Source organism: Providencia xihuensis (genome assembly GCF_041953405.1).
Taxonomy (GTDB): Bacteria; Pseudomonadota; Gammaproteobacteria; order Enterobacterales; family Enterobacteriaceae; genus Providencia; species Providencia vermicola.
In genome coordinates this window covers 2,639,956-2,664,260 of the sequence record NZ_CP169565.1, presented here as the reverse complement: position 1 = coordinate 2,664,260, position 24,305 = coordinate 2,639,956, and the positions used below count along the sequence as shown (strand labels likewise).

Here is a 24,305-nt window from a genome sequence, read left to right as displayed (position 1 = left end):
AGGTAAGAAGTAGTTAGAAAGATGTACCAAAGATTGAGTATCATAAAATAAATTGTTTCACTTACGGAGCGTCAGATTGGCTGGAAGCCACATCAGGTCAGGCGCTGCAGAAATGATAAATCCATCAAGAGGAAATAAATAATGGGTATTTTTTCACGTTTTGCCGACATCATTAATGCAAATATCGCTTCACTGCTAGATAAAGCTGAAGATCCGCAAAAAATGATCCGCCTGATGATTCAGGAAATGGAAGACATGTTAGTTGAAATTCGCTCAACGTCTGCGCGTACGTTAGCAGAGAAAAAAGGCTTAGAACGCCGTATCGAAATGGGCGAAAAACAAGTTGCAGATTGGCAAGAAAAAGCTGAATTAGCTCTGGTCAAGGACAAAGAAGATTTAGCGCGTGCGGCGTTAATTGAAAAGCAAAAAGTCAGTGCAATGGTTGATACATTAAAACATGAACTGATTATTGTTGATGAAACATTGACTCGCTTAAAAGGTGAAATTTCAGAATTAGAAAATAAATTGCAAGAGACGCGTGCGAAGCAGCAATCTATGGTAGTTCGAATGGAAGCTGCGCAATCTAGCCGTAATGTCCGCCGTCAATTAGACAGTGGTAAAATGGATGAGGCAATGGCTCGTTTTGAGCAGTTTGAGCGCCGTATTGACCATATGGAAGGTGAAGCGCAAAGTTATGGTATTGGAAAACAAAAATCACTGGATCAGCAATTTGCTGAGCTTAAAGCGGATGATGAAATTAGCGCACAGTTAGCGGCACTTAAAGCTAAAATTAATAAAGACCAGTAATTGTATTTTGCCACTTTGGTGTTTTGTGCCAGAGTGGCAAATAGACTAACCATATTGATAAGGAAATGTGATGGGCTACGTTTTACTGTCTCTCGTATTAATCATTTTTGTTATTTTTGTTCTGCCTGTTTGGTTGTGGTTGCACTACAGCAAAAAAAATAACGGACAGGGGAGCCAGCTAACCGAAAATGAAGTGCAGCGTTTAATGCAACTTGCTGAGCAAGCTTCGCGCATGCAACAACGTATTAAGACACTTGAAGATATTTTGGATGCAGAACACCCGAATTGGAGGCAAAAATAATGACTCAACTTCGCAACCGTAAACTTTACCGTTTGTCAGACAGACGCGTGTTTGGTGGTGTCTGTTCTGGTATTGCGGAATATTTAGAATTACCTGTTGCGTTGGTCAGGGCACTGGCCGTATTGGCTTTATTTGTGAGCTTTGGTATCACATTAATTCTTTATATTGTTATGTGTTTTGTGGTGGAAACCGCACCAAGTGGGTATCGATCTGAGCAAGATATTGGTCCTGAAGTTAGCAGCTTGATTAATCAAATCGATATGCAACTGAAATCAGGTGAAATGAAGCTACGCCAAATTGAGCGTTATGTCACTTCAGACACCTATACTGTAAACAGTAAATTCCGCGATTTATAATCATTATATAGCCATCACAAAAAGGGGTGAGGTTTTGACCAAATCCCTTTTATTTTTGTGTATAGGAAATTGGGGTACACAATATGCCGAACATACCGCATCAGCAAATTAAAAAATATGCAAAACAACGTATTTTAGCGAAAGCGTTTAAGCTTCTTTTTGTGTTCTTACTCACATATGGCCCCGCAGGCCTAGTAGGGAGAGTCATCAAATTGTTGAGCAGCAAATGGATAATTAACCTGCTCATCAAACGTTTAAGCTAATACAGTTTGTTTTATGCCAAATTATTGCGCAAAATAATAAGTAAGTTTAAGCGTAATTTCTAACGGTAAGTCTCGGGAGGAGCATGAAACGCCTGCAAAATGAATTGACGGACTTGATGAACCGAAGCGTTGATCGTCATGTCAGACTGGCAGTAACGGGGCTAAGTCGTAGTGGTAAAACTGCGTTTATTACTTCGCTGGTTAATCAGTTATTAAATGTGAATACAGGGGCTCGCTTGCCACTTTTTTCAGCGGCAAGAGACAAGCGGTTATTAGGTGTAAAACGCATTCCTCACCGTGATTTATCTGTACCGCGTTTTGCTTATGATGAAGGAATTGCATCCTTATATGGTCAACCCCCTGAGTGGCCAACACCAACCCGTGGTGTCAGCGAAATTCGTTTGAAATTACATTATCGCTCTGATGACTCTTTTTTGCGCCATTTTGTTGATAATTCATCCCTATATTTAGAAATTGTTGATTACCCAGGTGAATGGTTGCTAGATCTGCCGATGTTAGATCTCAGTTTTATCGATTGGTCAGAGCAAATGAATATACTGATCAAGGGGAAAAGGGCGCATTTAGCCCAAGATTGGTTAGCCCTATGTGAACGATGTGACCCATTAGCGCCAGTTGATGAAAATTTATTGGCTGAAATTTCTAAAGCCTATACGCAGTATTTAGTTGAATGCAAAGCACAAGGGCAACATTTTATTCAGCCAGGCCGCTTTGTTTTACCTGCGGAATTGGATGGTGCTCCAGCCTTACAATTTTTCCCTTGGCCAAATGTGGCAAAATATGGGTTAAAAACCTTGGCTCAAGCAGGAAAGAATACTAACTTTGGTGCATTACAACAGCGTTATCAATATTACTGTGAACATGTGGTGAAAGGGTTTTACCGCGACTATTTTCAACGGTTTGATCGTCAAATTGTCCTTGTTGATTGCTTGCAGCCATTAAATAGTGGGCCAGAAGCGTTTAATGATATGCGGATGGCTCTGACGCAATTAATGCGTAGTTTTCATTATGGGAAACGTACGTTACTGCGTCGTTTATTTTCCCCATGTATTGATAAGCTGTTATTCGCTGCGAGTAAATCTGACCACGTCACCCCTGATCAACATGCGAATTTAGTGTCTTTACTGCAACAATTGGTACAAGAAGCGTGGCAACATGCTGCATTTGAAGGTATTAGTATGGATTGTATGGGACTAGCTTCCATTCAAGCAACAAAAAGTGGCGTTGTGGATTATAAAGGAGAAAAGTTGCCTGCATTAAAAGGTGACCGTTTAAGCGATGGACAACCATTAACGTTTTACCCTGGAGAAGTGCCTAAACGTTTACCGACGGAACAATTTTGGCAACAGCAAGGTTTTCAATTTGAAAACTTTAGGCCACAACCAACACCGATTGACCAACCCTTACCCCATATACGCATGGATAGCGCGTTAGAATTTTTGTTGGGAGATAAACTAAAATGAATGAACCAATAAAACAACGCCTTGATTTTGCTGATGGCATGACTAAAGAAACTGCAGAAAAACTGAAACAAGCACATGTCTTTGATGACCAGGAATTTGACAATTTTACGCCTATCGAATTAGACACGGAGCAAGAAGCCCAAGATGGGGAAGTTGAAAGCCTGATTAATGAAGCGTTAAAACCTAAGCGTTCTTTTTGGCGTAAGCTTATCGGGACAGCAGCGGGGATCTTCGCTGTTAGCGTAGTTGCTCAGTTGGGCATTTGGATCCATCAATCATGGGTGATGCAAGATTGGACAGCATTAGGCACAGCATCAGCAGGTGGCTTGATTGTTATTGCAGGAGCAGGTTCTATTGTCGGGGAATGGCGTCGTTTATATAAATTGCGTGAACGTGCGGAGGAACGGGATTTTGCTCGTGAATTACTGCATAGCCATGGCATGGGAAAGGGGAAAGACTTCTGTGTAAAATTAGCTAAACAGTCAGCATTGTCTGCGCAACATCCCGCAGTTCAACGTTGGCAAAGTATGTTACATGACTCGCATAATGACCGCGAAGTGGTTGAATTATATAGTCGAATGGTTCAGCCAATCCTTGACGAACAAGCACGAAAAGAAATTAGCCGCTGTAGTGCTGAATCCGCCATTATGATTGCGGTGAGCCCATTAGCGATTGTCGATATGGCGTTTATTGCTTGGCAGAATATTCGATTAATTAACCGTATTGCGGCAATTTATGGTATTGAGTTAGGTTATTATAGCCGTATTCGATTATTTCGTATGGTATTGATAAATATTGCATTTGCGGGAGCTTCAGAACTCATTCGTGAAGTTGGAATGGATTGGTTATCGCAAGATATTACTGCTAGGTTATCTACCCGTGCGGCACAAGGAATTGGAGCTGGGTTATTAACGGCGCGCTTAGGGATTAAGGCTATGGAACTGTGCCGACCGTTACCTTGGATTGAAAATAAGCCACGACTGGCTGATTTTCGCCATCAGTTAATTGGTCAGTTAAAGAGCGTTATTCCAAATAAAAAGGCAAAAAGCTAAGGTTTTTTCGATGGCAGGGTGAGTTGACAGTTTTTGCTCACTCTGCAGCATTATTTATTAATATTGTAGATAACCCCCTCCTAAAATGAATGAAAAGTGGGCTTGCGTGCCATTTTATTCGGTTAATTTTAATTGAGTTACAGTGTGTCAACAATTTGTGACACAAACACTGTCTTCTCATTGCGATTAACGTTAAAATAATCCCATCAAATCGACTTTTTAATAAGGTTTCCTCCCAATGCGTCTCGAAGTGACTTGCCAAGACCGAATTGGTTTAACGCGTGAATTGCTTGATCTTTTAGTTCTACAAAATATTGATCTTAAAGGCATTGAAATATCCCCACAGCGTCGCATCTACCTTAATTTTACGCCTGTCGATTTTCAGGTATTTAGCTCGTTGATGGCTGAAATACGTCGAATTAATGGCGTGTTGGATGTACGTCGCATCTTTTTTATGCCATCAGAACGTGAACACAAAGCAGTATGGGCATTATTGAATTCATTCCCTGAAGCGGTTTTATCTATCGATAATAAGTTAAATATAGAATTGGTTAATCCAATGACATTGCAGTTATTTGGTTATGATGAAACCAAAATACGGGAAAAAACGTTTTCTCAGCTGATTGGAAATAATGGCTTAGTGCGTTGGTTTGAACGTGAATCTCCAGAACCATACAGTGAAAAAGTGACGATCAAAGGCCAAGACTATTTGATGCAGGTCACTCCAATTATTTTAGCGGATGAAACGGGTAAATCCCATTGTACAGGGGCTGTTTTGCTGCTTAAGTCGGTCGCTATTTTGGATAAGCAACGTCAGCAAGTGGTAGACGTGGATAATAGCGGATTTGAGCAAATCATTGCTGTGAGCCCCGTGATGTCAAATGTCGTCGAACGTGCAAAACGCATTGCGATGTTGGATGAACCATTGTTGCTGGTGGGAGAAACAGGAACAGGGAAAGATATTTTAGCTAAAGCTTGTCACTTATACAGTGCCAGAGGCAAAGAGCCATTTTTAGGCTTAAATTGCGCCTCAATGCCTGATGATGTGGTTGAAAGCGAGTTATTTGGCTACGCCGCAGGGGCATACCCAAATGCTGTCGAAGGGAAAAAAGGTTTTTTTGAACAAGCTAATGGCGGTACGGTGTTGCTGGACGAAATTGCCGAAATGTCACCACAAATGCAGATTAAGTTACTGCGTTTTTTAAATGATGGAACCTTTAGGCGTGTCGGTGAAGAGCGTGAAGTGAAAGTGAATGTGCGTGTGATTTGTGCGACACAGAAAAACCTTCCTGCACTTGTCGCAGAAAAGAAATTCCGAGAAGATCTTTATTATCGTTTAAATGTATTAACACTGACGATCCCGCCTCTTCGTGAGCGAAAAGAAGACCTACTTCCATTAACAAAAACGTTTGTTGCTAATTTTTCAAAAGAATTACATGTCGCAGAACCCAAATTAGCACCTTCATTAATTGAATATTTAAGTAGTTATTATTGGCCTGGTAATGTCCGCCAATTAAGAAATGCGCTGTATCAAGGCCTAACAGAGCTTGAAGGTAGCACTTTAGAGGCAGGTAATATTCAATTGCCTGATGTGGTAAATACGCCTACTCTTGCTTTAGATTCATTGAATGGTTCTCTGGACGAAATAACTAAACGGTATGAAGCGTCGGTGTTATCACGTTTATATCGTGACTACCCGAGTACGCGTAAATTAGCAAAACGTTTGGATATTTCTCATACAGCAATTGCCAATAAACTCCGAGAATATGGCCTTAATGCAAAAAAAGAGCAAGATTAAATAAAATGAATAAATATTTAATGTTTATATTTGCCACAATTTTTTGGGGTGCGAGTGCTTCTAGTCAGGCTAATACAACTATCCCAAATGATGGATTGAATAAATATTGCCAAGATGAAGAGCAAACCATGGATGAAATCTATGAAAATGGAGCCTTGACTAAGTGTTATTTTGCGGGAAGCTCTTTATCTGAGGCGTATAAACACTATCGTAGTGGGTTAATTGAAGATGGCCAGTTATTCTTAGCTGAAAAGTTAGTCATCAAAAAAAATATGGCAATGCCTTGCCCAGTAGAAGGATGTATTGCCATTAATTACCGTTGGGATGGCGATAAAAAATTAAATATTGTTCAGGAGTTCGAGGGTGGTGAAACACACTTACAATTTACGCAAGATAATCAAGGTACAACGATAGCAATAACTCAACATATGGATTAATTTTCTCTTCAATAACACAATGGTGAGTAAGTGGAGAAGGATAAGGTGCCTGTTTTAAACTCTTTTCGGCTTATTTTTGCAGTTTATCTCTTCTACACTTTCTTGCTTGAGTAAACTTTGAGCAATCTCCTTGCTTGTTGACTATTTTTCCTGCTATATAACATAGACAGCTGCTGTATTGGGTTCTTATCTTATTTAATGGGGTTAAGCCTACAAGGAGTTGCCATGGATCAATTCACGATTAATTTTGTTGTCAACCTTAAGCTACGCGAGTATATGGGCCAATGTCATTACAAAAATGATATGTTTGAGTCTGCGGCGTCAGCAGCAGAGCTTTATTTAATGAATAAAGCTGCAGTTAAATACTTAGCGAAGAAAAACCGTTTTACATGGGAAGTTTTGGTTAAGAATGGCCATAAGCCCCGAGATTTGATTATTGATATTCTGACATCTTGTTGCCCTGTTACACAGGATCAGGCGCTAAAAATCTTAAGTACGTTATCCCACACATTGATTAGTTACATGAAAGGTAACCCGCTATTTGTTAATGTTGTTAATGCTAAAAATCACCACCCTCTGTATTGGGCGTATGTTGATTAATGTGATAACTATTGAAAGATAAAATTGAGATACAAGAAAGCGGGAAATTATCCCGCTTTTTTATGTTAGAAGCTCGATAATCAAATAAGCTTATTTCAGGCTATTTAATGCGTTATCGTAGTCAGGTTCTTCAGTAATTTCAGATACTAATTGGCTATAAATGACTTTGTCGTTTTCATCTAACACAACGACAGAGCGTGCGGTTAAACCTTTTAATGGGCCACTTGCAATTGCAACACCATAATCATCAGAAAAAGAAGGGCTACGGAAAGTGGATAATGTGACGACATTATCGAGGCCTTCAGCACCACAAAAACGTGCTTGAGCAAAAGGCAAGTCAGCAGAAATGCACAGGACAACTGTGTTATCAAGGTCGTTAGCAAGTTGGTTGAATTTACGAACAGAGGCCGCACAAACCCCTGTATCAACGCTTGGGAAAATATTTAATACTTTGCGTTTACCAGCATATGTTTCTAATGTGGCTTCGCTAAGATCTTTTGCGACTAAAGTAAAAGGTTTTGCTTTTGTGCCAGATTGCAAGAAAACACCATTAACTGCGATATCATTACCTTTTAATTTAACTGTTTGCGACATGAATTTTTCTCCCGTTTATAAGTTGTATCAGTGCCAACTTAACCAGTTTCTTAAGGAAAATCTTTGCGATAAAAGGTTTCCATTCAGGCTAAATTAGACCTTTGAGTTTTACATTCTATTAATGACCAAAATAAACTGTATACCGAAAAAACTAACTGTATACCTTAACGTATATGCGGCGCAAGGACGTTACTTGTATGGCTGGTAAGTTTCTCACAGTCAGCGATTATACAACTGACAATCGCTAGCCGAGTTTACGTTTTTTATTATATTGTCTTTTAAAATACATTATTGAGTGTAACAAAAGTAAGGTTATAAGTATCGGTTTCTTTAGTGATCATCAGTTTATCAGCACAATTATAAGGGGATGGACGAATGTATCAGAGGGCTATAACAATTAAAGTAAGCCATCTATTGAAAAATCGTACCAAAGATTAATTTGTTATTCAGTAACCGCATTCATAAATTAAACTGGAGGTATGGATTTTTAAAACATGAAAGCATATGATGCAAAAAGGAAAACATTCCACTTTGTATGGGTGTACCCACGATAAATTCGGTAGTGCTGTTAATGCGTTAGTCTCTTTTCAATACTGTGTCGCTAAACATTTAGCTGATTTCGTTTATATTAACAAAGATAGAAAATAACATGCATAAACCTTCATTCTCTCCTTTAGCTGTATTGTTCGCTTCACTTTTTCTTGCTACACCGGCTATTAGCGCAATTATTCCAGCTGGGACAATTTTAGCTGATAACCAAACCGTAACTCGCCATTTGAAAGATGAGCCCGCGTCATTAGATCCCATTAAATCAGTCGGGTTGACCGAAGCACAAGTCATGCGTGATTTGTTCGAAGGCTTGGTGAACCAAGATAGCCATGGCAAACCTATTCCTGGGGTTGCGCTCAAATGGGAGACCGCAGATAACCGTATTTGGACATTTACACTCAGACAAGATGCTCGTTGGTCAAATGGTGAACCTGTAACAGCCGATGATTTTGTCTACAGTTGGCAGCGTTTGGTGGCACCTGCAAATACATCTCCTTTTGCGTGGTTTGCCGCATTGGCTGGGATTAATAATGCGCAAGATATTATTGATGGCAAACTATCTGTGGATCAGTTAGGTGTGGAAGCGGTTGATAAACACACACTAAAAATTGTTCTTAATAAGCCAGTCCCTTACTTTCCCTCTTTAGCTGCAAATTTTAGTTTATACCCAGTTCACCGTGGGACTATTGAAAAATTAGGGGCGGATTGGATTAAAGTAGGTAATTTAGTCGGTAATGGCGCTTTTACGCTAGCTGACCGCGTCGTAAATGAAAAAATTGTTTTAACCCAAAACCCTTATTATTGGGATCACAAAAATACAGTTATCACCCAAGTCACATTTGTTCCTATTAACCAAGAGTCCCATGCGACAAACCGTTATTTAGCGGGGGATTTAGACATTACAGAGTCATTCCCGAAACAACGTTATCAAAAATTATTACAAGATATTCCTAATGAAGTGTTTACACCTGACCAATTAGGGACTTATTACTATGCTTTTAATACACAACGTGCGCCAACAAATGATGTGAGGGTAAGAAAGGCGTTATCAATGGCAATTGATAGACAATTAATTGCTAATAAAGTATTAGGAACAGGTGAAAAACCTGCTTACTATTTTACACCTGATGTGACGGATGGTTTTAAACCTGAAAAAGGACTTTATAATAGCCATTCGCAAAAAGAATTAGATCAACAGGCGAAAATATTATTACAAGAAGCGGGTTTCGGACTTAACCATCCCTTAGAACTGACTTTATTGTATAACAGTTCAGAAAATCACCAAAAAATTGCCATCGCTATTGCTTCAATGTGGAAGAAAAAATTAGGGGTGAATGTCAAATTAGTGAATCAAGAATGGAAAACGTACATCGACAGCCGTAATACAGGGGATTTTGATGTTATCCGAGCATCTTGGATTGGGGATTTTAATGAGCCGTCAACATTTTTATCGCTTTTGACATCACAGCATAGCGGTAATATTCCAAAGTTTAATAGCCAGCAATATGACCAAGTGATGAACTCTGCAAGTATAGAAACCAATGCACAATTGAGAAACCGTTATTACAATAGTGCAGAAGCTATTTTAGCGAAAGAAGCACCTATTGCGCCGATTTATCAATATACTAACGCACGGTTAATTAAACCGTGGCTTAAAGGGTATCCTATTGAAAATCCAGAAGATGTAGCATATAGCCACAGTTTCTATATTATTAAGCATTAATTTTAAATGCGACTAGCGGCCTGTATTGTATATGGGCCGTTTTTATTTTTTGAAAAAAACTCCTCCCACTGGAGAATGGGAAGGAGGACCAAAAAGGAATAAACACTACACTTTTATCATAAAAAATTTATAGGCGAGTTTATTGCTCGTTTGTGTCAAATCAGTGATGCTTATTTAACAAAAATGGCGCTTTTTTTTTATCAAAGCTCATTTGATTATATTTTGTATCTTGTTGATTTCGTTAATTACCTACGAATAGCTACGTGAATAGCATTATCAAACATTTCATTGAAATTATTGCAATATTTCCTCTATTCTATTAAAAATAACTTATTATTTATAAAAGGGAGATATTGCATGGCGTTGGTTTATGGTTCGTTATTTGAAAACTCAAATCCTGTACATGCATTTCAATTAAATGGAAATGGGGGCCTGCTCCCGATTGATGTTAATGCGAGTGCAACGCAGCAATGTCCATTTTGGCTTCATTTTGATTATAAAGACCCAAAAAGTTTTAATTGGATCCAACAATCTGAGTTATTTAATGACCAAGTTAAATCGGCGTTGTCAGGGCAATCAGGGCGCTGGCGGTTAATTCGAGTTGGTGATGGTATATTATTGACATTACAAACCTTAAATACCAATACAGGGCAACGTCCAGAGCAACTTGTCGCATTCCGTGTATTTATCAATAACCGTATTATTATTTCAAGCCGACACCGTAAAGTGAATTCGTTGGACTCTGTTATTGATGATCTGAAAGAAGGGGTCGGAGCACAAAGTACAGGTGATTGGCTTGTTGAAGTGGCAGATTCTATCACAGATGAAATTAGTGATTTCACGGATTCCTTGCATGAACGCTTGATTGAGCTTGAAGATGTCATATTAAATGGCGAAATTCCTGAACGTGGCGAATTAGCATTATTACGTAAGCAAATTATTGTTGTTCGTCGTTACATGGCACCACAAAGAGATATGTTATCTCGCCTAACGGCAGAAAAGTTACTTTGGTTGGATGATACTGATCGTCGAAGACTTCAAGAAATTTCAGATAGATTAGGCCGATGTATCGAAGATTTAGATGGCTTTATTGCACGTACCGCGATCATCTCTGATGAAATTACTAATATGATGACGGAGATGATGAATCGCCGTATTTATACGATGTCACTGATGGCGATGATTTTTTTACCGACGACATTTTTGACGGGGCTATTTGGTGTTAACTTAGGCGGGATACCTGGAAATGAATTTCGTTTTGCTTTTAGTGTATTTTGCGTATTACTTGCCGTTTTAATTGGAACGGTGCTGTGGTGGCTACGAAAAAGCCGCTGGCTCTAAATTTGATGACTTATTTTGTATAACCAGACCTAGTTTGAGATAAATCAATAAAACTAATGGAGTTTTAGGGCACTATTACTTCCGCAGGTGAATGCAACGTTGAGCGATGAACGTTGTGCTCCATAATTGTAGTTTTTCTCATATTGAGTTCTTATACAGAATAATTGACCACTGTAATGCCGATGTAATTTACATCGGCTTTTTTTTGCTTAAAATCTGATAGCAAAAAAATAACCTCCAGTTAGGAGGCTATTTAACGGTTTATTTCACTTCGACAATATCCAAGCGCTGCGTAGTAAAATCGGGTGTATCATCTTCATCAATGAAAGGTTGTGTTGGTATATCTTCTCGATCAAAGGCTAAATCACCGCCAGCGATAACGTCATCACCATGCGAAATGTTTTTGAAATCAAATAGTTCAGTGTCACATAAGTGAGAGGGAACAATATTTTGTGTTGCACGGAACATGGTTTCAATCCGGCCTGGATAACGTTTATCCCAATCACGCAGCATTTCTTTAATCACTTGGCGCTGTAAATTTGGTTGTGAACCACACAAGTTGCAAGGAATAATCGGGAATTCTTTCGCTTGAGCAAAGCGTTCAATATCTTTTTCACGGCAATAAGCGAGTGGGCGAATAACAATATGTTTTCCATCATCACTCATCAGTTTTGGTGGCATGCCTTTTAGTTTGCCACCATAAAACATGTTTAAGAACATAGTTTGTAAAATGTCATCACGGTGATGCCCTAATGCAATTTTGGTTGCACCTAATTCCGTTGCTGTACGGTACAGAATGCCACGACGCAAACGTGAGCATAAAGAACAGGTTGTTTTTCCTTCAGGTATTTTTTCTTTCACAATTCCGTATGTATTTTCTTCAACAATTTTATATTCAACACCTAAATCATCGAGATAAGCTGGCAGAATATGCTCAGGAAAACCTGGTTGCTTTTGGTCAAGATTAACTGCGACTAACGAAAACTGAATAGGCGCGCTTTTTTGTAAACTTTGCAAAATGGAAAGTAACGTATAGCTATCTTTCCCACCAGATAAACAGACCATGATACGATCGCCATCTTCAATCATATTGAAGTCAGCAATAGCTTGCCCAACGTCACGGCGAATCCGTTTTTGCAATTTGTTTAAGTTGTACTGTTCTTTATTGGTTGTCATTCTATAAGATTCTGTTGCGGATTGTTATTTATGTTGCTGATAGATAGTAGTTTTATAAAATTTAATTAGTATTTTTATTGTTTTTTATAAATCGCTATTAGCAAAAATCTGTGAAAAGAAGCACATAATAACAGAATCGAGGGGGGGAGTGATACTTGTTAGTAAAAAGACATTTTTAACATGTGAAACTTATTCTATAAAAGGTGTCATTATCGTGTTTATCTGATTGAATAATGGAAAGTTGCCAATTAGGCTAAGCTAAAATGGAGGAAATATGCCAGCAACGAACCCTGTAGATCTTATTGCGTTAACACTCGCAAATACCATAAAAATGGTTGTTACCCCAATCGATTATGTATTCCAAAGTGGGGCTGTCGGAGATGTGCTCTATATTAGCTGGCTTCTTATTGGCGAGTTGTAGAGATAATAATTGTCTGAAAGTACTATCTAAAAAAGGAAGCATACTGCTTCCCTTGAGGTTGTTGACAAAGCAGGATAAAAGCGTGGTTTTTCCTGCTTTGTGTTATCAGCCAAAAATCAATGAATTGATTTTCCTCGTCTATTTTCAAAAACAGTCCAACCTGCAGTCAAATCTAATCGATTTGTCAGTAGTCTGAAGGGCAGCATACTGCTGCCCTTGCTTATCTGTATGATTGAATAATAACACTAAGATCGTTCAATTAATCCGCTAATTGATTGCATAACGTTTGTAATTCATTCACGAATCGGCCTACATGAAACCCATCGCAGACAGCATGATGTACTTGAATTGAAAGGGGTAATAGTATTTTATTACCTTCACGATAGAATTTCCCCATTGTAAAAATAGGTGTGAAATTGCTGGCGATATTGGCAATATTCAAATTAAAACCGTCAAACGAAACCCAAGGCAATGAAGAAATATAAAAAATATTTTCTGCTTGCACTGGTTGAGGGGCTAGTTTGTTATCATCTTTATATAATGCTAGCTGAAGATGATAATTATCCATAAAAATATGAATATTATCAGAATGTTCGCACCACAAAGAGGAGAATGTTTCTGTTTGATTATGAAAAATAGTGAAACTGGGGTGTACTTTGTCCCATAAAATAAGCTCATTGTTTTTTTTAGATAGTTTAAACTCATCGTGTTTATTCACTATGGATGAGAGCAAGTAAATCATCGTAGGATAAAAGCGATAGTCACGTAATGATATAAAACTATATAGCGATGTTATGTCAATTTTTGCTGTTAGGCTGAACCCACAGTTTACTTGTTCATTATAAACATGGTAGTGTTCTTTTCGTTGCCATGCTTCAACGTTGAATCGAGTATAACTCATTGTTTTTCCCTTCTAATAATTAATAAATAACGTTATTAGAAGGGCGATCTTTCCGCTTTTGAAAACAACATATATTGCCTCGCAATAATCATGAATAGTTAATACTATATTAATAGAGCTACACATATTGTCGAGAATAATATTCGTTATATCAAAAAAAGAGCATGTTTGATGCGACCATCAATCTTTAATTCGCATAATTTAGTGATGCATTTCAGGATTAAGATAAATATTGAATAATAAGTTTAAATCAAGGTTAAAGATTTTTGACAATATGACAAGGTCGTCAATGAATATTGATAATGAGCCATCTTCATACCTAAGATAGGTAGCTTCAGGAATGGAAATATTTTTCGCCATTTCTTGAGGTGTTATTTGGCATTCTAAGCGTTTTTTCTTAATGAAATGTCCTAAAGCTATATTTCCTGATTTTTTGTTTGTCATAATGATTTCCCTAAAGTTAAATTTACGTCGATTATCATGGATAAAAACGAATATTCAATGGGAAAAAATCTGTAAATTAAATAGACAAATAAAATTGTATAATCAATGTTAAAAATCTTTGAAACTAATAAAAATATGAATTAGTCATTAAAAGATTTTAATCTAAATAATTTAATGAAGCTAAAATATATAAATATAGATTTTTATTCTGAATTTGAATCTGGATATTTTTTTTGCCTATGAAAAAAGTGATGAATAGTAAGATACTATCTTGATTTTTTTTATTTAAAGATAGTACCTTCACATGTTTTTATATTAAATTGATAATGCAATTTCGACAGTTTTTTCTGCATGAATAGCCGTGGTATCAAAAACTTTTACTGTTGTATCATTGAGGCCAACCAGTAATGTAATTTCAGTACATCCTAAAATGATACCTTCTGCGCCTTGTTGGACAAGATATGACATAATTCGTTGATATTCTTTTTTAGATGACGGGAGAACTTTTCCTAGACACAATTCATTATAAATAATGTCATGGATAATCTTTCTATCGTCACTATTAGGTGTTAGTACATCCAATCCATATTGCTTGGCTAACCTATCTTTATAAAAAGATTGCTCCATAGTAAACGCGGTACCCAATAGACCAACTTTCTTTAATCCTGCCTGAACAATACGTTCACCAGTGGCATCGGCGATATGTAATAATGGAAGGTGTACATGAGATTCAATCTCATTAGCAACCTTATGCATTGTATTGGTACATAATACAAGGAAGTCTGCACCAGCAAGTTTTAAGCGTTTTCCTGCATCTACTAAGCACTGAGCAGCAAGATCCCATTGACCATGGGTTTGATAGTGCTCAATTTCAGCAAAATCAACGCTATATAGTACAATTTTAGCAGAATGTAAACCACCCAAACTTTGCTTGATGGATTCATTGATTTGTTGGTAATAAAGTAATGTGGACTCCCAACTCATTCCACCGATTAAGCCGATTGTTTTCATTTGAAGACTCCGAATAAATGATTTAGCTGAGGTGCTCACTATACTGATAATTTTTATATATGCACAATACAAGAACATCTATGAGTGAAGAAATACTGGTGTTATAGAGATGTAACTTATTAGTTGGATTTACTTCAAAGTTTAGCTTAAGTTGTATTTATTTGTGGTGTTAGCATTAATAAATGTATGGTTATTAATGTATGTAAAAGTAAGCATATTTATTTAAGGAAAGTTGTAAATATTATTTACGTTTTAATGATGGATTTTAGCTGATATAACGTTATCATCATGAATGAATATACGTTATGTCTACACTTAATGGCGACAATAAAATGAATTTTTTTAAAGCGATCATTGCAATACTTATTTTTGGCGCTGCATTTTTACTCGGTACATTGTACATGAAGCCCACACAGCTAAGTTTAGTTGAGCAAGTAAAAAAAAATGTAAATGATGTTCTTGCTTATCCACAAGCTGCACAATTCAAAAATATTGAATACCATTTTTCGCGCTACACTGAGGATAACGGTAAGGTGGGCTATGTTTGTGGGGAAGTGTTTCGCTATAAAAATGATAAACCAGACGGATATAAACGGTTCATTGTAAAAGCATACACTCGCGATGACGATTCACGAATGGATATCTCTATTCCCTTTGTTGAAGGTGGTCATGAAATTTTATTACCAGAACAAGTTAATCGGATTTGGAACGAAAAGTGTTCTAGTCCTGCATCTCCTTTAGTGTAATTAAATGCGTGCTAAAATGTTGATTAGCAGGCCTGCTTAATTCTATTTTTTATACAGTATTGGGAGTGATGCATTTAAAACAATAGTGTGCTCAATTAGTGTTAATAACAGACGTTGCATAGATAAACAGAAAATAATATCTACCGAGGTGAATTTTTTACCACAGATATATTTATACTGCTCTTGTTTGATTTTTGTTTCAAAGTGAAATTAATAAGTTTAATTACATTAAATAACATTAAATTGCTGCTATACTAGTTAGGTTACATTTTGTTTTCTATTTGATGTAAAACAAAAAATACCCTTGTGGTCAACGATGACTATATTTTTTATATTCATTAAATTAATGAATTTAAATTGACTAGTATAAGGAGTCGATAATGGTTAGTAATAACAGTGCACGTCGCTTATTAGGAATGCCTTATAAGCAAAGTCGTTCTAAAAAAAATATTCGCGTATCAATAGGTTCAAAAGAGAATAAAACTGTTGCTATTCAAAACAATAAAGCGACGGAAAAGAAAACATACCATTCAGTAACGGTATTTTACCCTGAATATGTGGTGAGTTAACTGAGAGTATGTCGCCCTCTAGTATTGACTAGAGGGTTATAGATAGCTAAATGCTATAAATTGTCCTCCAATATTTATTTTTGCCTCCCATCATTACATTCTATTCAAATTTTGTGATCACGATTTTCAATTTAAGTCTCTTTTATAATAAGTGATAGTCATAAATAATTTTTGACGATAACATGAGTATTCCATTAAAAAATGTAGAATAGAATGTTGGGTGCTTTAGAATGAAGTTTCAATTTTTGCTTTTGTTTGTATTTTATTTTTTTCTCTCAGGGTGCTCAACTCAATTTAAATCCGATGAAGAAACTAATCGTTTCAAATTCAGTATTCAACATGCGAATACTGTACCTATCAAAGATACAGTAGAGCCTTTGTCTGTCTCAGATATGTTACCTGGTGATATCCTATTGTCATCCGCTACAGGGTTGAATTCTTGGGGGATTCGGTTGTTTAGTATCAGTGGTGTAAGCCATGCCTCTATTTATTTAGGGCTTGGGGAAGTTGCTGAGTCGGTTGGTAGTGGTGTTAGAATCATTACGTTGCAACAAGCCGTTAAAGATTCAAACAATATGGTGGTATTAAGGCAGGCTGGGTTAACCTCGTTTCATGCGGATAAGCTACGTGAATTTTCAGTACACAACAACGGAAATAAGTATAACTATAAAGGTATTGTGATGATAGCCCCGTGGATGATCACTAAGCGGGTATGTGAATTACCTTTAATTGGTGAAACTGTGCGTAATTTTTGCTTGCGCACCTTAGCAAAGGTCCAACTAGGGGATGATATTGACCAATCGAACGGCTTCTTTTGTTCGCAGTTTGTCCTAGATGCTTATAAATATGCAGGCATACCGTTGTTTGAAGGAAATTCATCATGGATCACCCCTGCTGATATATTGCATATGCGTACAGACGATGTACCAACATTTATGCCAACTCAGCGCTTACTATATGTTGGTCACTTAAAGTCATGGAGCTTTAGCAGCGCGATACGAAAGCAATAACAACATGCTGAAGAATAAAAAAAGGCCAACAACTAAGTTGGCCTGCTAAACTGGAAGCAATGTGAGCAATGTCGTTTGTGACAAACCTGAGTGATTTACTCAAGTATTCACGAGGTAAAAGATAACCATTCTCATTTAATAAATCAACCCCTTTTTTTGTATTGCTACTCATGGTTTTTTCATGACGGAATTGCCTTTTATTTCAAATAAAACAAATAATTATGTTTTTGTCTGTTATGTTATTGAGTTTTTCGACAAAAAAATTTTTAAAAAAAATTATAATAATGAGATGATTTCCGACTAGATAAATCACTTAAGAGCGAAATTAAGATGGGTAGATTAAAGATTGGAGTCGTAGGCCTAGGGGGAATTGCGCAAAAAGCCTATTTGCCTATTTTAACTAAAGAAGATAATTGGCATTTAGTTGGCGCATTCTCGCCAAATCAGGCAAAAGCTAAATTAGTCTGTGACAGCTATCGGCTCCCTTTATTTAGCTCCATTGATGCTTTGGCTGCTCAATGTGATGCTGTTTTTGTTCACAGCGCGACTGCGAGCCATTTTGAGGTGATACAACGCTTGTTGCAAGCGAATGTGCATGTGTATGTAGATAAACCACTGACTGAACAGATTGTACAATCTGAACAATTGATTGAATTAGCGCATCAACAACAAAGAACCTTAATGGTGGGGTTTAATCGCCGATTTTCTCCTTTCTATGTCGCGTTAAAACAAAACACGCAACACTTTTCTTCTATTCGTATGGATAAGCACCGCATCAATAGCATTGGGCCTAAAGATATGGCTTATACGCTGTACGATGATTATTTACATGTGGTTGATACAGTGCTTTGGTTAGGCGGTTTTGAGGCTGTTTTGAAAAGTGGCAACATTCAACAAACTCGTAATGGTGAATTATTCTATGCAGAACATCACTTACAGGCGGGTGATTGCTGGCTAACGACTTCGATGCACCGTAAAGCAGGTAGCCAGCAAGAACAGGTCACGGCTATCGCTGAAGATGTGCTTCACCAAATTACCAATATGAACCATTGGCGCTGCGAAACGGCGTCAGAGATCCGTGATAAACAACCTGGCAACTGGGATTCTATTTTGGTGCAACGTGGTTTTGATGGTGCTGTTCGGCATTTTATCGATTCAGTCGCAAACCAGACACAACCCATAATCAGCGCAGAGCAGGGAATTATTGCTCAGAGAATGGTTGAATCTATGCTGTTACAGTTGCAAAATGACTGAATAAAATAAAATGGCGAGCGCTAAAGGCGGGTGTTTTGTTCGCTATGTTTAATAAGGTCGGATGATACATTATTGAGGTCACACCATGTTAGATTTACACGATAGCTCGGATGTATTGTTTATTGCTGGATTTGGCCCAGTTGTAGCGGATTTCGAAAAAAGTCAGCATTTTTATTTAGATGTTTTAGGGCTGCCATTGAAACCGATAGAAAATGGTAGCGAATATTTGATCTGTGAGCCTGAACATCTTGATGGTGTTAAACATTTTGCACTTTGGCCTTTAAATCAAGCTGCGCAATCGTGTTTTAACAAAGACCAATGGCCTGCAGATATTCCTATTCCACAAAGTTGGATGGAATTTGAAGTTTCAGATATTGAAAAAGTGACTCAGACTTGCCAAGAACACGGTTATCAATTGTTGGTTAATAACCAAATGGAGCCATGGGGACAAACTGTCACCCGTTTATTAAGCCCAGAAGGCATGTTAGTAGGTTTAACAATCACTCCATGGTTACGGGAATAGTGTTTGAATTTGTCGCTAGAGATCTCATTTATCTTTATGAATAAGAGACATTTATAAGTAATTGTTTATAATTTTGTTGTAGAGCTTAATTTTAACATTTATTTAGGAGGGGTTATGTATAAAACGATTCTGGTCCCTATTGATTTAACTGAAGACGAATTAACCAGTAAAGCGGTTCGCCATGCGGTTAATCTAGCAAAACAGTCTGGCGCGAAAATTCACCTAATTCATGTCTTGCCTATTTCCTCTGCAATTATCAACGCATACGCGTTAGGTTATATGGAAATAAAAGATCGTGCGACGGTAAAAGCGGAAGAAGACATGAAAATGTTGATGGATTCGATTGATTTACCTCATGAAGATGTGAGTTACACTATTACCTTTGGTTCCCCACGTGATGAGGTTATTAATACAGCCAAAGATATTGAAGCCGATATCATTGTGGTTGGTTCTCGCCGTCCTAATATTACGACTCACCTGTTAGGTTCAACAGCAGCGGGTATTGTCCGCTACGCAGAAACATCCGTACTTGTTGTTCGTTAATGAATAAGAAAAGAGCCTACACTATGTTGTAGGCTCTTTTTTATTTATATTGATTAAGTTATGGGCTTAATTGTGCTTAATTTTATATTTAATCAGTTTAGCTAATAATAAGGTTTCACTAAGTTTATATGGAAAAATTTTCGAAAGAATTACTGCGTATTGAGCATTTTGTTCTCAGGGTAATACGCTTTTATTTATTGGCTCTTTTGGTTTTTTTTCTTGGATTATTGCCTGGTATTATTGGTTTTTATTTTATTGAAGGGCATTCCATTGTTGAATCGATGCTAAATGCACTATCAATGCTGAGTGGCCAAGCTATTGAGCCAGCCCCTATAACCCAAGGCGGTCGTTTTTTTATTGCGATTTATGGCTTATTTTTACAAAGCGTTTTTATTATTAGTATTGGGCTGATTGTAACCCCGTTTATTCATCGTCTTTTGCATAAATGGCATTTAGAGGAATAAACTTTTTGCAGTAAAAAGTAGGGAGCTTCACAGCTTTTTAAGTATAGCGATACTATACTTTTAAAGGCTTAATGATAATTATTCACCCGCAATACCGAATAATCAAATCGTGAAAATGAACAACAATACGGTTTGAAAATGGATAAACACAATTAATAAGGGGCATCGTATGTATAAAACAATTTTGGTTCCTGTGGACATATCTGAAGATGTTTTAACAGATAATGCATTGAAACATGCGGTCTATTTGGCGAAAATTTCGAATGCAACAATTCACTTATTTCACTCTGTTCCTGATGTTTCAAGATTTTCGATGAGCTATAGTTATCACTATGATTTATTGTCATCATTTGCAAAAAAAGCTGTGGAACGTTCGGAAGAACAGCTCAAAGAAATTATTGAAAAAATCGATTATCCTTCAGATAAAATTACTTATAAGGTGGAGTTTGGTTCTCCAAGGGACAAAGTTTTAGCGGAAGCTGAAACTATTGATGCTGATTTAATTGTTATTGGCTCTAGAAACCCAAGCATTTCAACACATTTATTAGGTTCGAATGCATCTGGTATTGTTTCTTATGCGAAAATATCGGTGCTTGTCGTTCGCTAAAATAAAAAACAGCCTGGTTTCAGGCTGTTTTTTTAGAATATATGGAAGATGGATTATTTTGTTTTAACCGCTTCTTTGGCTTGCTCAATTGCTTTTAGTGCCTGGCTACAAGCTTGCTCTTGAGCATCATCAGGGTAACTAGCGAGGGCTTTTTTCGCCTCTTCTAACTGAGATTTCATCAGTGCAATTTGCTCTCCCGCATTGGCTTCATCTTTATATTGTTCTTCAGCTTGTTTAACAAGTTCGTTCATTTCTTTAAAGTAGGTATCACATGTTGCACCTGCATTCGCATTAAAGGCAACAACAGCCATAAATAACCCACATGCAATCGGAAGAGTTTTTTTCATCGTATTTTCACTTTCAAAAGTCACAATAATATCAGGATAACATTCCATTTTAAAAAACGCATCACTCAACTTTTATTAATATTTTAAGTGATAATAATTTTAGACATATTGAGATTATTCCTGCACAACAAGTTATAGAATAGCATATTTTGCAAAATACAAATGATAATCATTATTGACTGGTCTTAAATAAAAAGTGTACACTCTAGTACACTTTGATGACATACAGTGAGATTATTATGCAGAATAAAATTATGGTGGACACAAACAGTTGGCCTGTTTGTATTATGAACGCCTTCCCATCCACAATGGATGAAACACGTTTATGGCTAGAGGAAATGGACTTATTATTAGCACGAAGGGCACAGTTTACCTTAGTATATCCGCCAACAGCACCAAAAGATAAACCATCAGCAGAGGATATCGAAAGCATGAAATATGTACGTCGTTGGCTAAAGCATGCTAAAGAACCTATGGAACAACATTGTCGTGCGATGGTAGTGACATTGCAGCCCGATGGGAGTGATAAAGAAGAAAAAGAACGCCTAGCGCCGATGCTATCTGCATTGTATGGCCCAGAGGTGTTATTGGCGAAGGATATTTATACAGCGAAAATACAAGCTCAAGCTCTTTTAGCTTGATGGAAAGGTTAAGCGCTTATTTTTCGAATATAGCTAGCGATGATATCAACAGAAAGTACAATTTGTTGGTTGATAAATTCATCGCTGGGTTTGAAGTTTTCAACACAAAATGTCGTGATGAATACATCCGCTTTGATCATTTCCAAAAATCGTGATGAAATAGGTAATAATGTTTTTTCATCGACAGTTACTTCAGGTAATTCAAGGAGTTTTTGGGTCAGTAAACGGTAGCTTTTTACAGGGCCTTGTTCGAAAAATGCTTGGCTGATTTCAGGAAAACGGTTGTACTCTCCAAGGATCAATCGGTATAAGCTAATGGATTGTGGTTTAAGTACACTGATCAAGAACTGTGAGCCATAAAAAGCCAGTACAGATTCAATGGTAGTAAAATGTGGTACTTTTTCGTTTGGTTCTGAGAAAATTTCATCAATCATATCAGCAATAACTGCAGCAAATAATCCTTCTTTATCCCCAAAGTTTTTATAGAGTGTAGAGCGAGATCCGCCAGCACGTTCAATCACCATGTCCAAAGTTGCTCCCTCAAAACCATATTGTAGGAATACCTCAGCTGCCGCTGTAATAATCGCTTGATGGCGGCGTCTGCCTTTTGGTGTTTTGGCTGCATGGGCGTTATTCATGAATGATTGATCCTATCATTTTGTTTGAATAATGAAATAAAGTGGCAATTTTGCCAAAAAAGTTTAAACCATAGGCTCTGAATCACAGATTTACCTGAAAGAGATCATGATTTAAGCTGATAGTTGGCTTTATGATATTTGTAAAGACTAACATGTTTAAGTGAATTTCTGAATGCTTGTCATAATCTTGGGGGCGCAATGGCGGGATGTATGTTAAATGGGCGCAGTTTAACAGAGGGAGATTCTGTTGAAATGCAACGGGAAATCACTCGGCTATGCATCGAATGCGGCTTATTATTGTTGCAACATGGTGCTGAGAGCATGTTAGTGGAACAATTGACAACGCGATTAGGCATTGCACTTGGTGCTAGTCAAGTGGACAGTGCTATTTCGTCTAACTCTTTAGTTTTAACGACAATTATTGATGGCCACTGTTTAACCTCAACACGACGAATTATTGACCGTGGTATTAATATGCATGTGGTGACAGAAGTACAACATGCCGTAATATTAGTTGAACATCATTTATTAGACAGAAAACAGTTACAAAAGAAACTGTCTTCTATAAAACCATTACGTTACCCACGTTGGTTGATGGTGCTAATGGTTGCGTTGTCCTGTGCATGCTTTAGTAAACTCAATGGCGGTGGTTGGGAAAGTGCCTTAATTACATTCTTAGCCAGTGGTTGTGCAATGTATATTAGGCAGGTTTTAACCTCTCACCAAATGAACCCGTTGATCAATTTTTGCATTACTGCCTTTGTTGCTACCTCAGTTTCAGGGCTATTACTCAAAATTCCTTATCTGGCGGTGACAGAAACCATTTCGATGGCAGCGAGTGTCTTGTTGCTTGTACCAGGCTTCCCGTTGATTAATGCGGTTGCAGACATGTTTAAAGGGCATGTGAATACAGGTTTAGCACGCTGGACAATGGCAAGTTTACTCACACTCGCAACCTGTATTGGTGTGGTACTAGCCATGACTATCTGGAATTTAAAAGAATGGGCATAGAATTTCTATTAGTGTTAATCGAAAAAATGGTGTTGGCCGCTATTCCTGCCGTTGGCTTTGCCATGGTGTTTAATGTCCCTGTGCGGGCACTTAAATACTGTGCTTTGCTCGGTGCGATTGGCTATGGGTTTAGAATGATATTGATGGCGCTAGGGCTACAAATTGAATGGGCCAGTTTTCTCGCCGCGATTTTAATTGGCATCATTGGTATCCAATGGTCCCGCTGGTGGTTAGCTCATCCAAAAGTATTTACGGTTGCTGCGGTGATCCCTATGTTTCCTGGTATTAGTGCCTATGTGGCGATGATCTCTGTGGTGAAGCTTTCCCAATTTGGTTATAGCCCTGAGTTAATTGAGGTTTTAGTGACAAACTTCTTAAAAGCTTCTTTTATTGTGGGGGCATTATCCATCGGCATTTCATTGCCTGGGCTGTGGCTATACCGTAAACGCCCAAGTGTGTGATATTCAATAAAGCTAAGGGATGTTTTTGCTCTGAAGCAGGCTATCGCTTGGCGTTATTAATGATAAAAAACACCGATAATAACTAACATGAACTATTAAATTTGCAGAAAATCCGAAGGTGTAATTATTCAATAAAAATAGGCAATCGCTGATACCATAAATGTTTTTATTTGATTAGAATGTACGATATTTTCTATATGCATTAGAGTGTTAGAAATAACACTAACGTATTTATA

30 protein-coding genes are annotated in these 24,305 nt (G+C 37.5%); 23 read left to right on the top strand and 7 right to left on the bottom strand.

From position 1 onward, the window contains the following. Positions 1-141 precede the first annotated feature (141 nt). The 9 genes from pspA to ACE2AL_RS11885 all read left to right on the top strand — a co-directional run bounded on the left by pspA (position 142) and on the right by ACE2AL_RS11885 (position 7,095). Complete coding sequence (gene pspA / locus ACE2AL_RS11925; RefSeq protein WP_206084064.1) at positions 142-807, top strand: phage shock protein PspA; 666 nt, start codon at positions 142-144, stop codon at positions 805-807. A gap of 70 nt (positions 808-877) precedes the next feature. Continuing rightward, positions 878-1,108, top strand: coding sequence for an envelope stress response membrane protein PspB (gene pspB / locus ACE2AL_RS11920; protein WP_206084065.1), 231 nt, complete (start codon positions 878-880; stop codon positions 1,106-1,108). Beyond that, complete coding sequence (gene pspC, locus ACE2AL_RS11915; protein ID WP_206084066.1) at positions 1,108-1,464, top strand: envelope stress response membrane protein PspC; 357 nt, start codon at positions 1,108-1,110, stop codon at positions 1,462-1,464. Before pspB ends, pspC begins: the two co-directional genes overlap by 1 nt. An 83-nt stretch (positions 1,465-1,547) precedes the next feature. Further along, positions 1,548-1,727: a hypothetical protein gene (locus tag ACE2AL_RS11910; RefSeq protein ID WP_272538593.1), complete on the top strand. Its 180-nt coding sequence runs from the start codon at positions 1,548-1,550 to the stop codon at positions 1,725-1,727. 83 nt (positions 1,728-1,810) lie between these two features. Beyond that, complete coding sequence (locus tag ACE2AL_RS11905; RefSeq protein WP_206084068.1) at positions 1,811-3,208, top strand: YcjX family protein; 1,398 nt, start codon at positions 1,811-1,813, stop codon at positions 3,206-3,208. Continuing rightward, a complete protein-coding gene (locus tag ACE2AL_RS11900; protein ID WP_375083531.1) occupies positions 3,205-4,260 on the top strand; it encodes a YcjF family protein in 1,056 nt (351 codons plus the stop codon). Before ACE2AL_RS11905 ends, ACE2AL_RS11900 begins: the two co-directional genes overlap by 4 nt. Positions 4,261-4,498: 238 nt before the next feature. After that, positions 4,499-6,058 carry a transcriptional regulator TyrR gene (gene tyrR / locus ACE2AL_RS11895; RefSeq protein WP_206084070.1) on the top strand — a complete coding sequence of 520 codons (1,560 nt, stop codon included), beginning with the start codon at positions 4,499-4,501 and terminating at the stop codon, positions 6,056-6,058. Positions 6,059-6,063: 5 nt separating this feature from the next. Further along, positions 6,064-6,495, top strand: coding sequence for a hypothetical protein (locus ACE2AL_RS11890; RefSeq protein ID WP_272538592.1), 432 nt, complete (start codon positions 6,064-6,066; stop codon positions 6,493-6,495). A 225-nt stretch (positions 6,496-6,720) separates the two neighbouring features. Next, positions 6,721-7,095: an ATP-binding protein gene (locus tag ACE2AL_RS11885; protein ID WP_206084072.1), complete on the top strand. Its 375-nt coding sequence runs from the start codon at positions 6,721-6,723 to the stop codon at positions 7,093-7,095. A gap of 90 nt (positions 7,096-7,185) precedes the next feature. On the opposite strand, the gene tpx is transcribed toward ACE2AL_RS11885, so the two are convergent. Continuing rightward, positions 7,186-7,689: a thiol peroxidase gene (gene tpx, locus ACE2AL_RS11880; protein WP_375083530.1), complete on the bottom strand. Its 504-nt coding sequence runs from the start codon at positions 7,687-7,689 to the stop codon at positions 7,186-7,188. A 649-nt stretch (positions 7,690-8,338) separates the two neighbouring features. Between tpx and ACE2AL_RS11875 the strand changes: the two genes are divergently transcribed. Next, a complete protein-coding gene (locus ACE2AL_RS11875; RefSeq protein ID WP_349421708.1) occupies positions 8,339-9,961 on the top strand; it encodes a peptide ABC transporter substrate-binding protein in 1,623 nt (540 codons plus the stop codon). Positions 9,962-10,318: 357 nt separating this feature from the next. Next, entirely contained in the window at positions 10,319-11,302 is a 984-nt protein-coding gene (gene zntB / locus ACE2AL_RS11870) for a zinc transporter ZntB (protein WP_206084075.1), read from the top strand. A gap of 261 nt (positions 11,303-11,563) precedes the next feature. Here zntB and ttcA read toward each other — a convergent pair whose 3' ends face one another. After that, on the bottom strand, positions 11,564-12,478 hold the full coding sequence (ttcA, locus tag ACE2AL_RS11865) for a tRNA 2-thiocytidine(32) synthetase TtcA (protein ID WP_206084076.1): 915 nt from the start codon (positions 12,476-12,478) through the stop codon (positions 11,564-11,566). A gap of 274 nt (positions 12,479-12,752) precedes the next feature. On the opposite strand from ttcA, the gene ACE2AL_RS11860 reads away from it, so the two are divergent. Further along, positions 12,753-12,899, top strand: coding sequence for a hypothetical protein (locus tag ACE2AL_RS11860; protein WP_206084077.1), 147 nt, complete (start codon positions 12,753-12,755; stop codon positions 12,897-12,899). Between the two features lie 259 nt (positions 12,900-13,158). Here the strand turns inward: ACE2AL_RS11860 and catA are convergent, their stop codons facing one another. The 3 genes from catA to ACE2AL_RS11845 form a co-directional block, all read right to left on the bottom strand. Beyond that, entirely contained in the window at positions 13,159-13,800 is a 642-nt protein-coding gene (gene catA / locus ACE2AL_RS11855; RefSeq protein ID WP_375083529.1) for a type A chloramphenicol O-acetyltransferase, read from the bottom strand. A gap of 201 nt (positions 13,801-14,001) precedes the next feature. Beyond that, entirely contained in the window at positions 14,002-14,244 is a 243-nt protein-coding gene (locus ACE2AL_RS11850; protein ID WP_206084079.1) for a helix-turn-helix transcriptional regulator, read from the bottom strand. Positions 14,245-14,559: 315 nt separating this feature from the next. Beyond that, positions 14,560-15,255 carry an aspartate/glutamate racemase family protein gene (locus ACE2AL_RS11845; protein ID WP_206084080.1) on the bottom strand — a complete coding sequence of 232 codons (696 nt, stop codon included), beginning with the start codon at positions 15,253-15,255 and terminating at the stop codon, positions 14,560-14,562. A 305-nt stretch (positions 15,256-15,560) separates the two neighbouring features. On the opposite strand from ACE2AL_RS11845, the gene ACE2AL_RS11840 reads away from it, so the two are divergent. The 8 genes from ACE2AL_RS11840 (at position 15,561) to ACE2AL_RS11805 (ending at position 20,971) form a co-directional block, all read left to right on the top strand. Beyond that, positions 15,561-16,001: a hypothetical protein gene (locus ACE2AL_RS11840; RefSeq protein ID WP_206084081.1), complete on the top strand. Its 441-nt coding sequence runs from the start codon at positions 15,561-15,563 to the stop codon at positions 15,999-16,001. 380 nt (positions 16,002-16,381) lie between these two features. After that, a complete protein-coding gene (gene sra, locus ACE2AL_RS11835; RefSeq protein ID WP_206084082.1) occupies positions 16,382-16,570 on the top strand; it encodes a stationary-phase-induced ribosome-associated protein in 189 nt (62 codons plus the stop codon). A gap of 230 nt (positions 16,571-16,800) precedes the next feature. Then, a complete protein-coding gene (locus ACE2AL_RS11830) occupies positions 16,801-17,580 on the top strand; it encodes a YaeF family permuted papain-like enzyme (protein WP_206084083.1) in 780 nt (259 codons plus the stop codon). Positions 17,581-17,910: 330 nt separating this feature from the next. Then, on the top strand, positions 17,911-18,834 hold the full coding sequence (locus ACE2AL_RS11825) for a Gfo/Idh/MocA family protein (protein WP_206084084.1): 924 nt from the start codon (positions 17,911-17,913) through the stop codon (positions 18,832-18,834). Positions 18,835-18,919: 85 nt separating this feature from the next. Next, entirely contained in the window at positions 18,920-19,357 is a 438-nt protein-coding gene (locus ACE2AL_RS11820; protein WP_206084085.1) for a VOC family protein, read from the top strand. A 114-nt stretch (positions 19,358-19,471) separates the two neighbouring features. Further along, positions 19,472-19,900 (top strand): universal stress protein, encoded by a 429-nt coding sequence (locus ACE2AL_RS11815; protein ID WP_206084086.1) that lies wholly within the window; start codon positions 19,472-19,474, stop codon positions 19,898-19,900. Positions 19,901-20,028: 128 nt separating this feature from the next. After that, complete coding sequence (locus ACE2AL_RS11810; protein WP_206084087.1) at positions 20,029-20,364, top strand: hypothetical protein; 336 nt, start codon at positions 20,029-20,031, stop codon at positions 20,362-20,364. Positions 20,365-20,533: 169 nt separating this feature from the next. Further along, positions 20,534-20,971 (top strand): universal stress protein, encoded by a 438-nt coding sequence (locus ACE2AL_RS11805; protein ID WP_206084088.1) that lies wholly within the window; start codon positions 20,534-20,536, stop codon positions 20,969-20,971. 53 nt (positions 20,972-21,024) lie between these two features. Here the strand turns inward: ACE2AL_RS11805 and ACE2AL_RS11800 are convergent, their stop codons facing one another. Then, complete coding sequence (locus ACE2AL_RS11800) at positions 21,025-21,318, bottom strand: DUF5339 family protein (protein ID WP_225818277.1); 294 nt, start codon at positions 21,316-21,318, stop codon at positions 21,025-21,027. Between the two features lie 239 nt (positions 21,319-21,557). On the opposite strand from ACE2AL_RS11800, the gene ACE2AL_RS11795 reads away from it, so the two are divergent. Beyond that, on the top strand, positions 21,558-21,959 hold the full coding sequence (locus tag ACE2AL_RS11795) for a hypothetical protein (protein WP_206084090.1): 402 nt from the start codon (positions 21,558-21,560) through the stop codon (positions 21,957-21,959). Between the two features lie 8 nt (positions 21,960-21,967). Here ACE2AL_RS11795 and ACE2AL_RS11790 read toward each other — a convergent pair whose 3' ends face one another. Then, entirely contained in the window at positions 21,968-22,597 is a 630-nt protein-coding gene (locus ACE2AL_RS11790; RefSeq protein WP_375083528.1) for a TetR/AcrR family transcriptional regulator, read from the bottom strand. Between the two features lie 198 nt (positions 22,598-22,795). Between ACE2AL_RS11790 and ACE2AL_RS11785 the strand changes: the two genes are divergently transcribed. Together ACE2AL_RS11785 and ACE2AL_RS11780 are read left to right on the top strand one after the other, a co-directional pair. Continuing rightward, the gene (locus tag ACE2AL_RS11785) at positions 22,796-23,608 is read left to right on the top strand and encodes a threonine/serine exporter ThrE family protein (protein WP_375083527.1); all 813 of its coding nucleotides are present in this window, start codon (positions 22,796-22,798) and stop codon (positions 23,606-23,608) included. Next, entirely contained in the window at positions 23,599-24,069 is a 471-nt protein-coding gene (locus ACE2AL_RS11780; protein ID WP_206084092.1) for a threonine/serine exporter, read from the top strand. The genes ACE2AL_RS11785 and ACE2AL_RS11780 overlap by 10 nt, the downstream gene beginning before the upstream one ends. Positions 24,070-24,305: the final 236 nt, after the last annotated feature.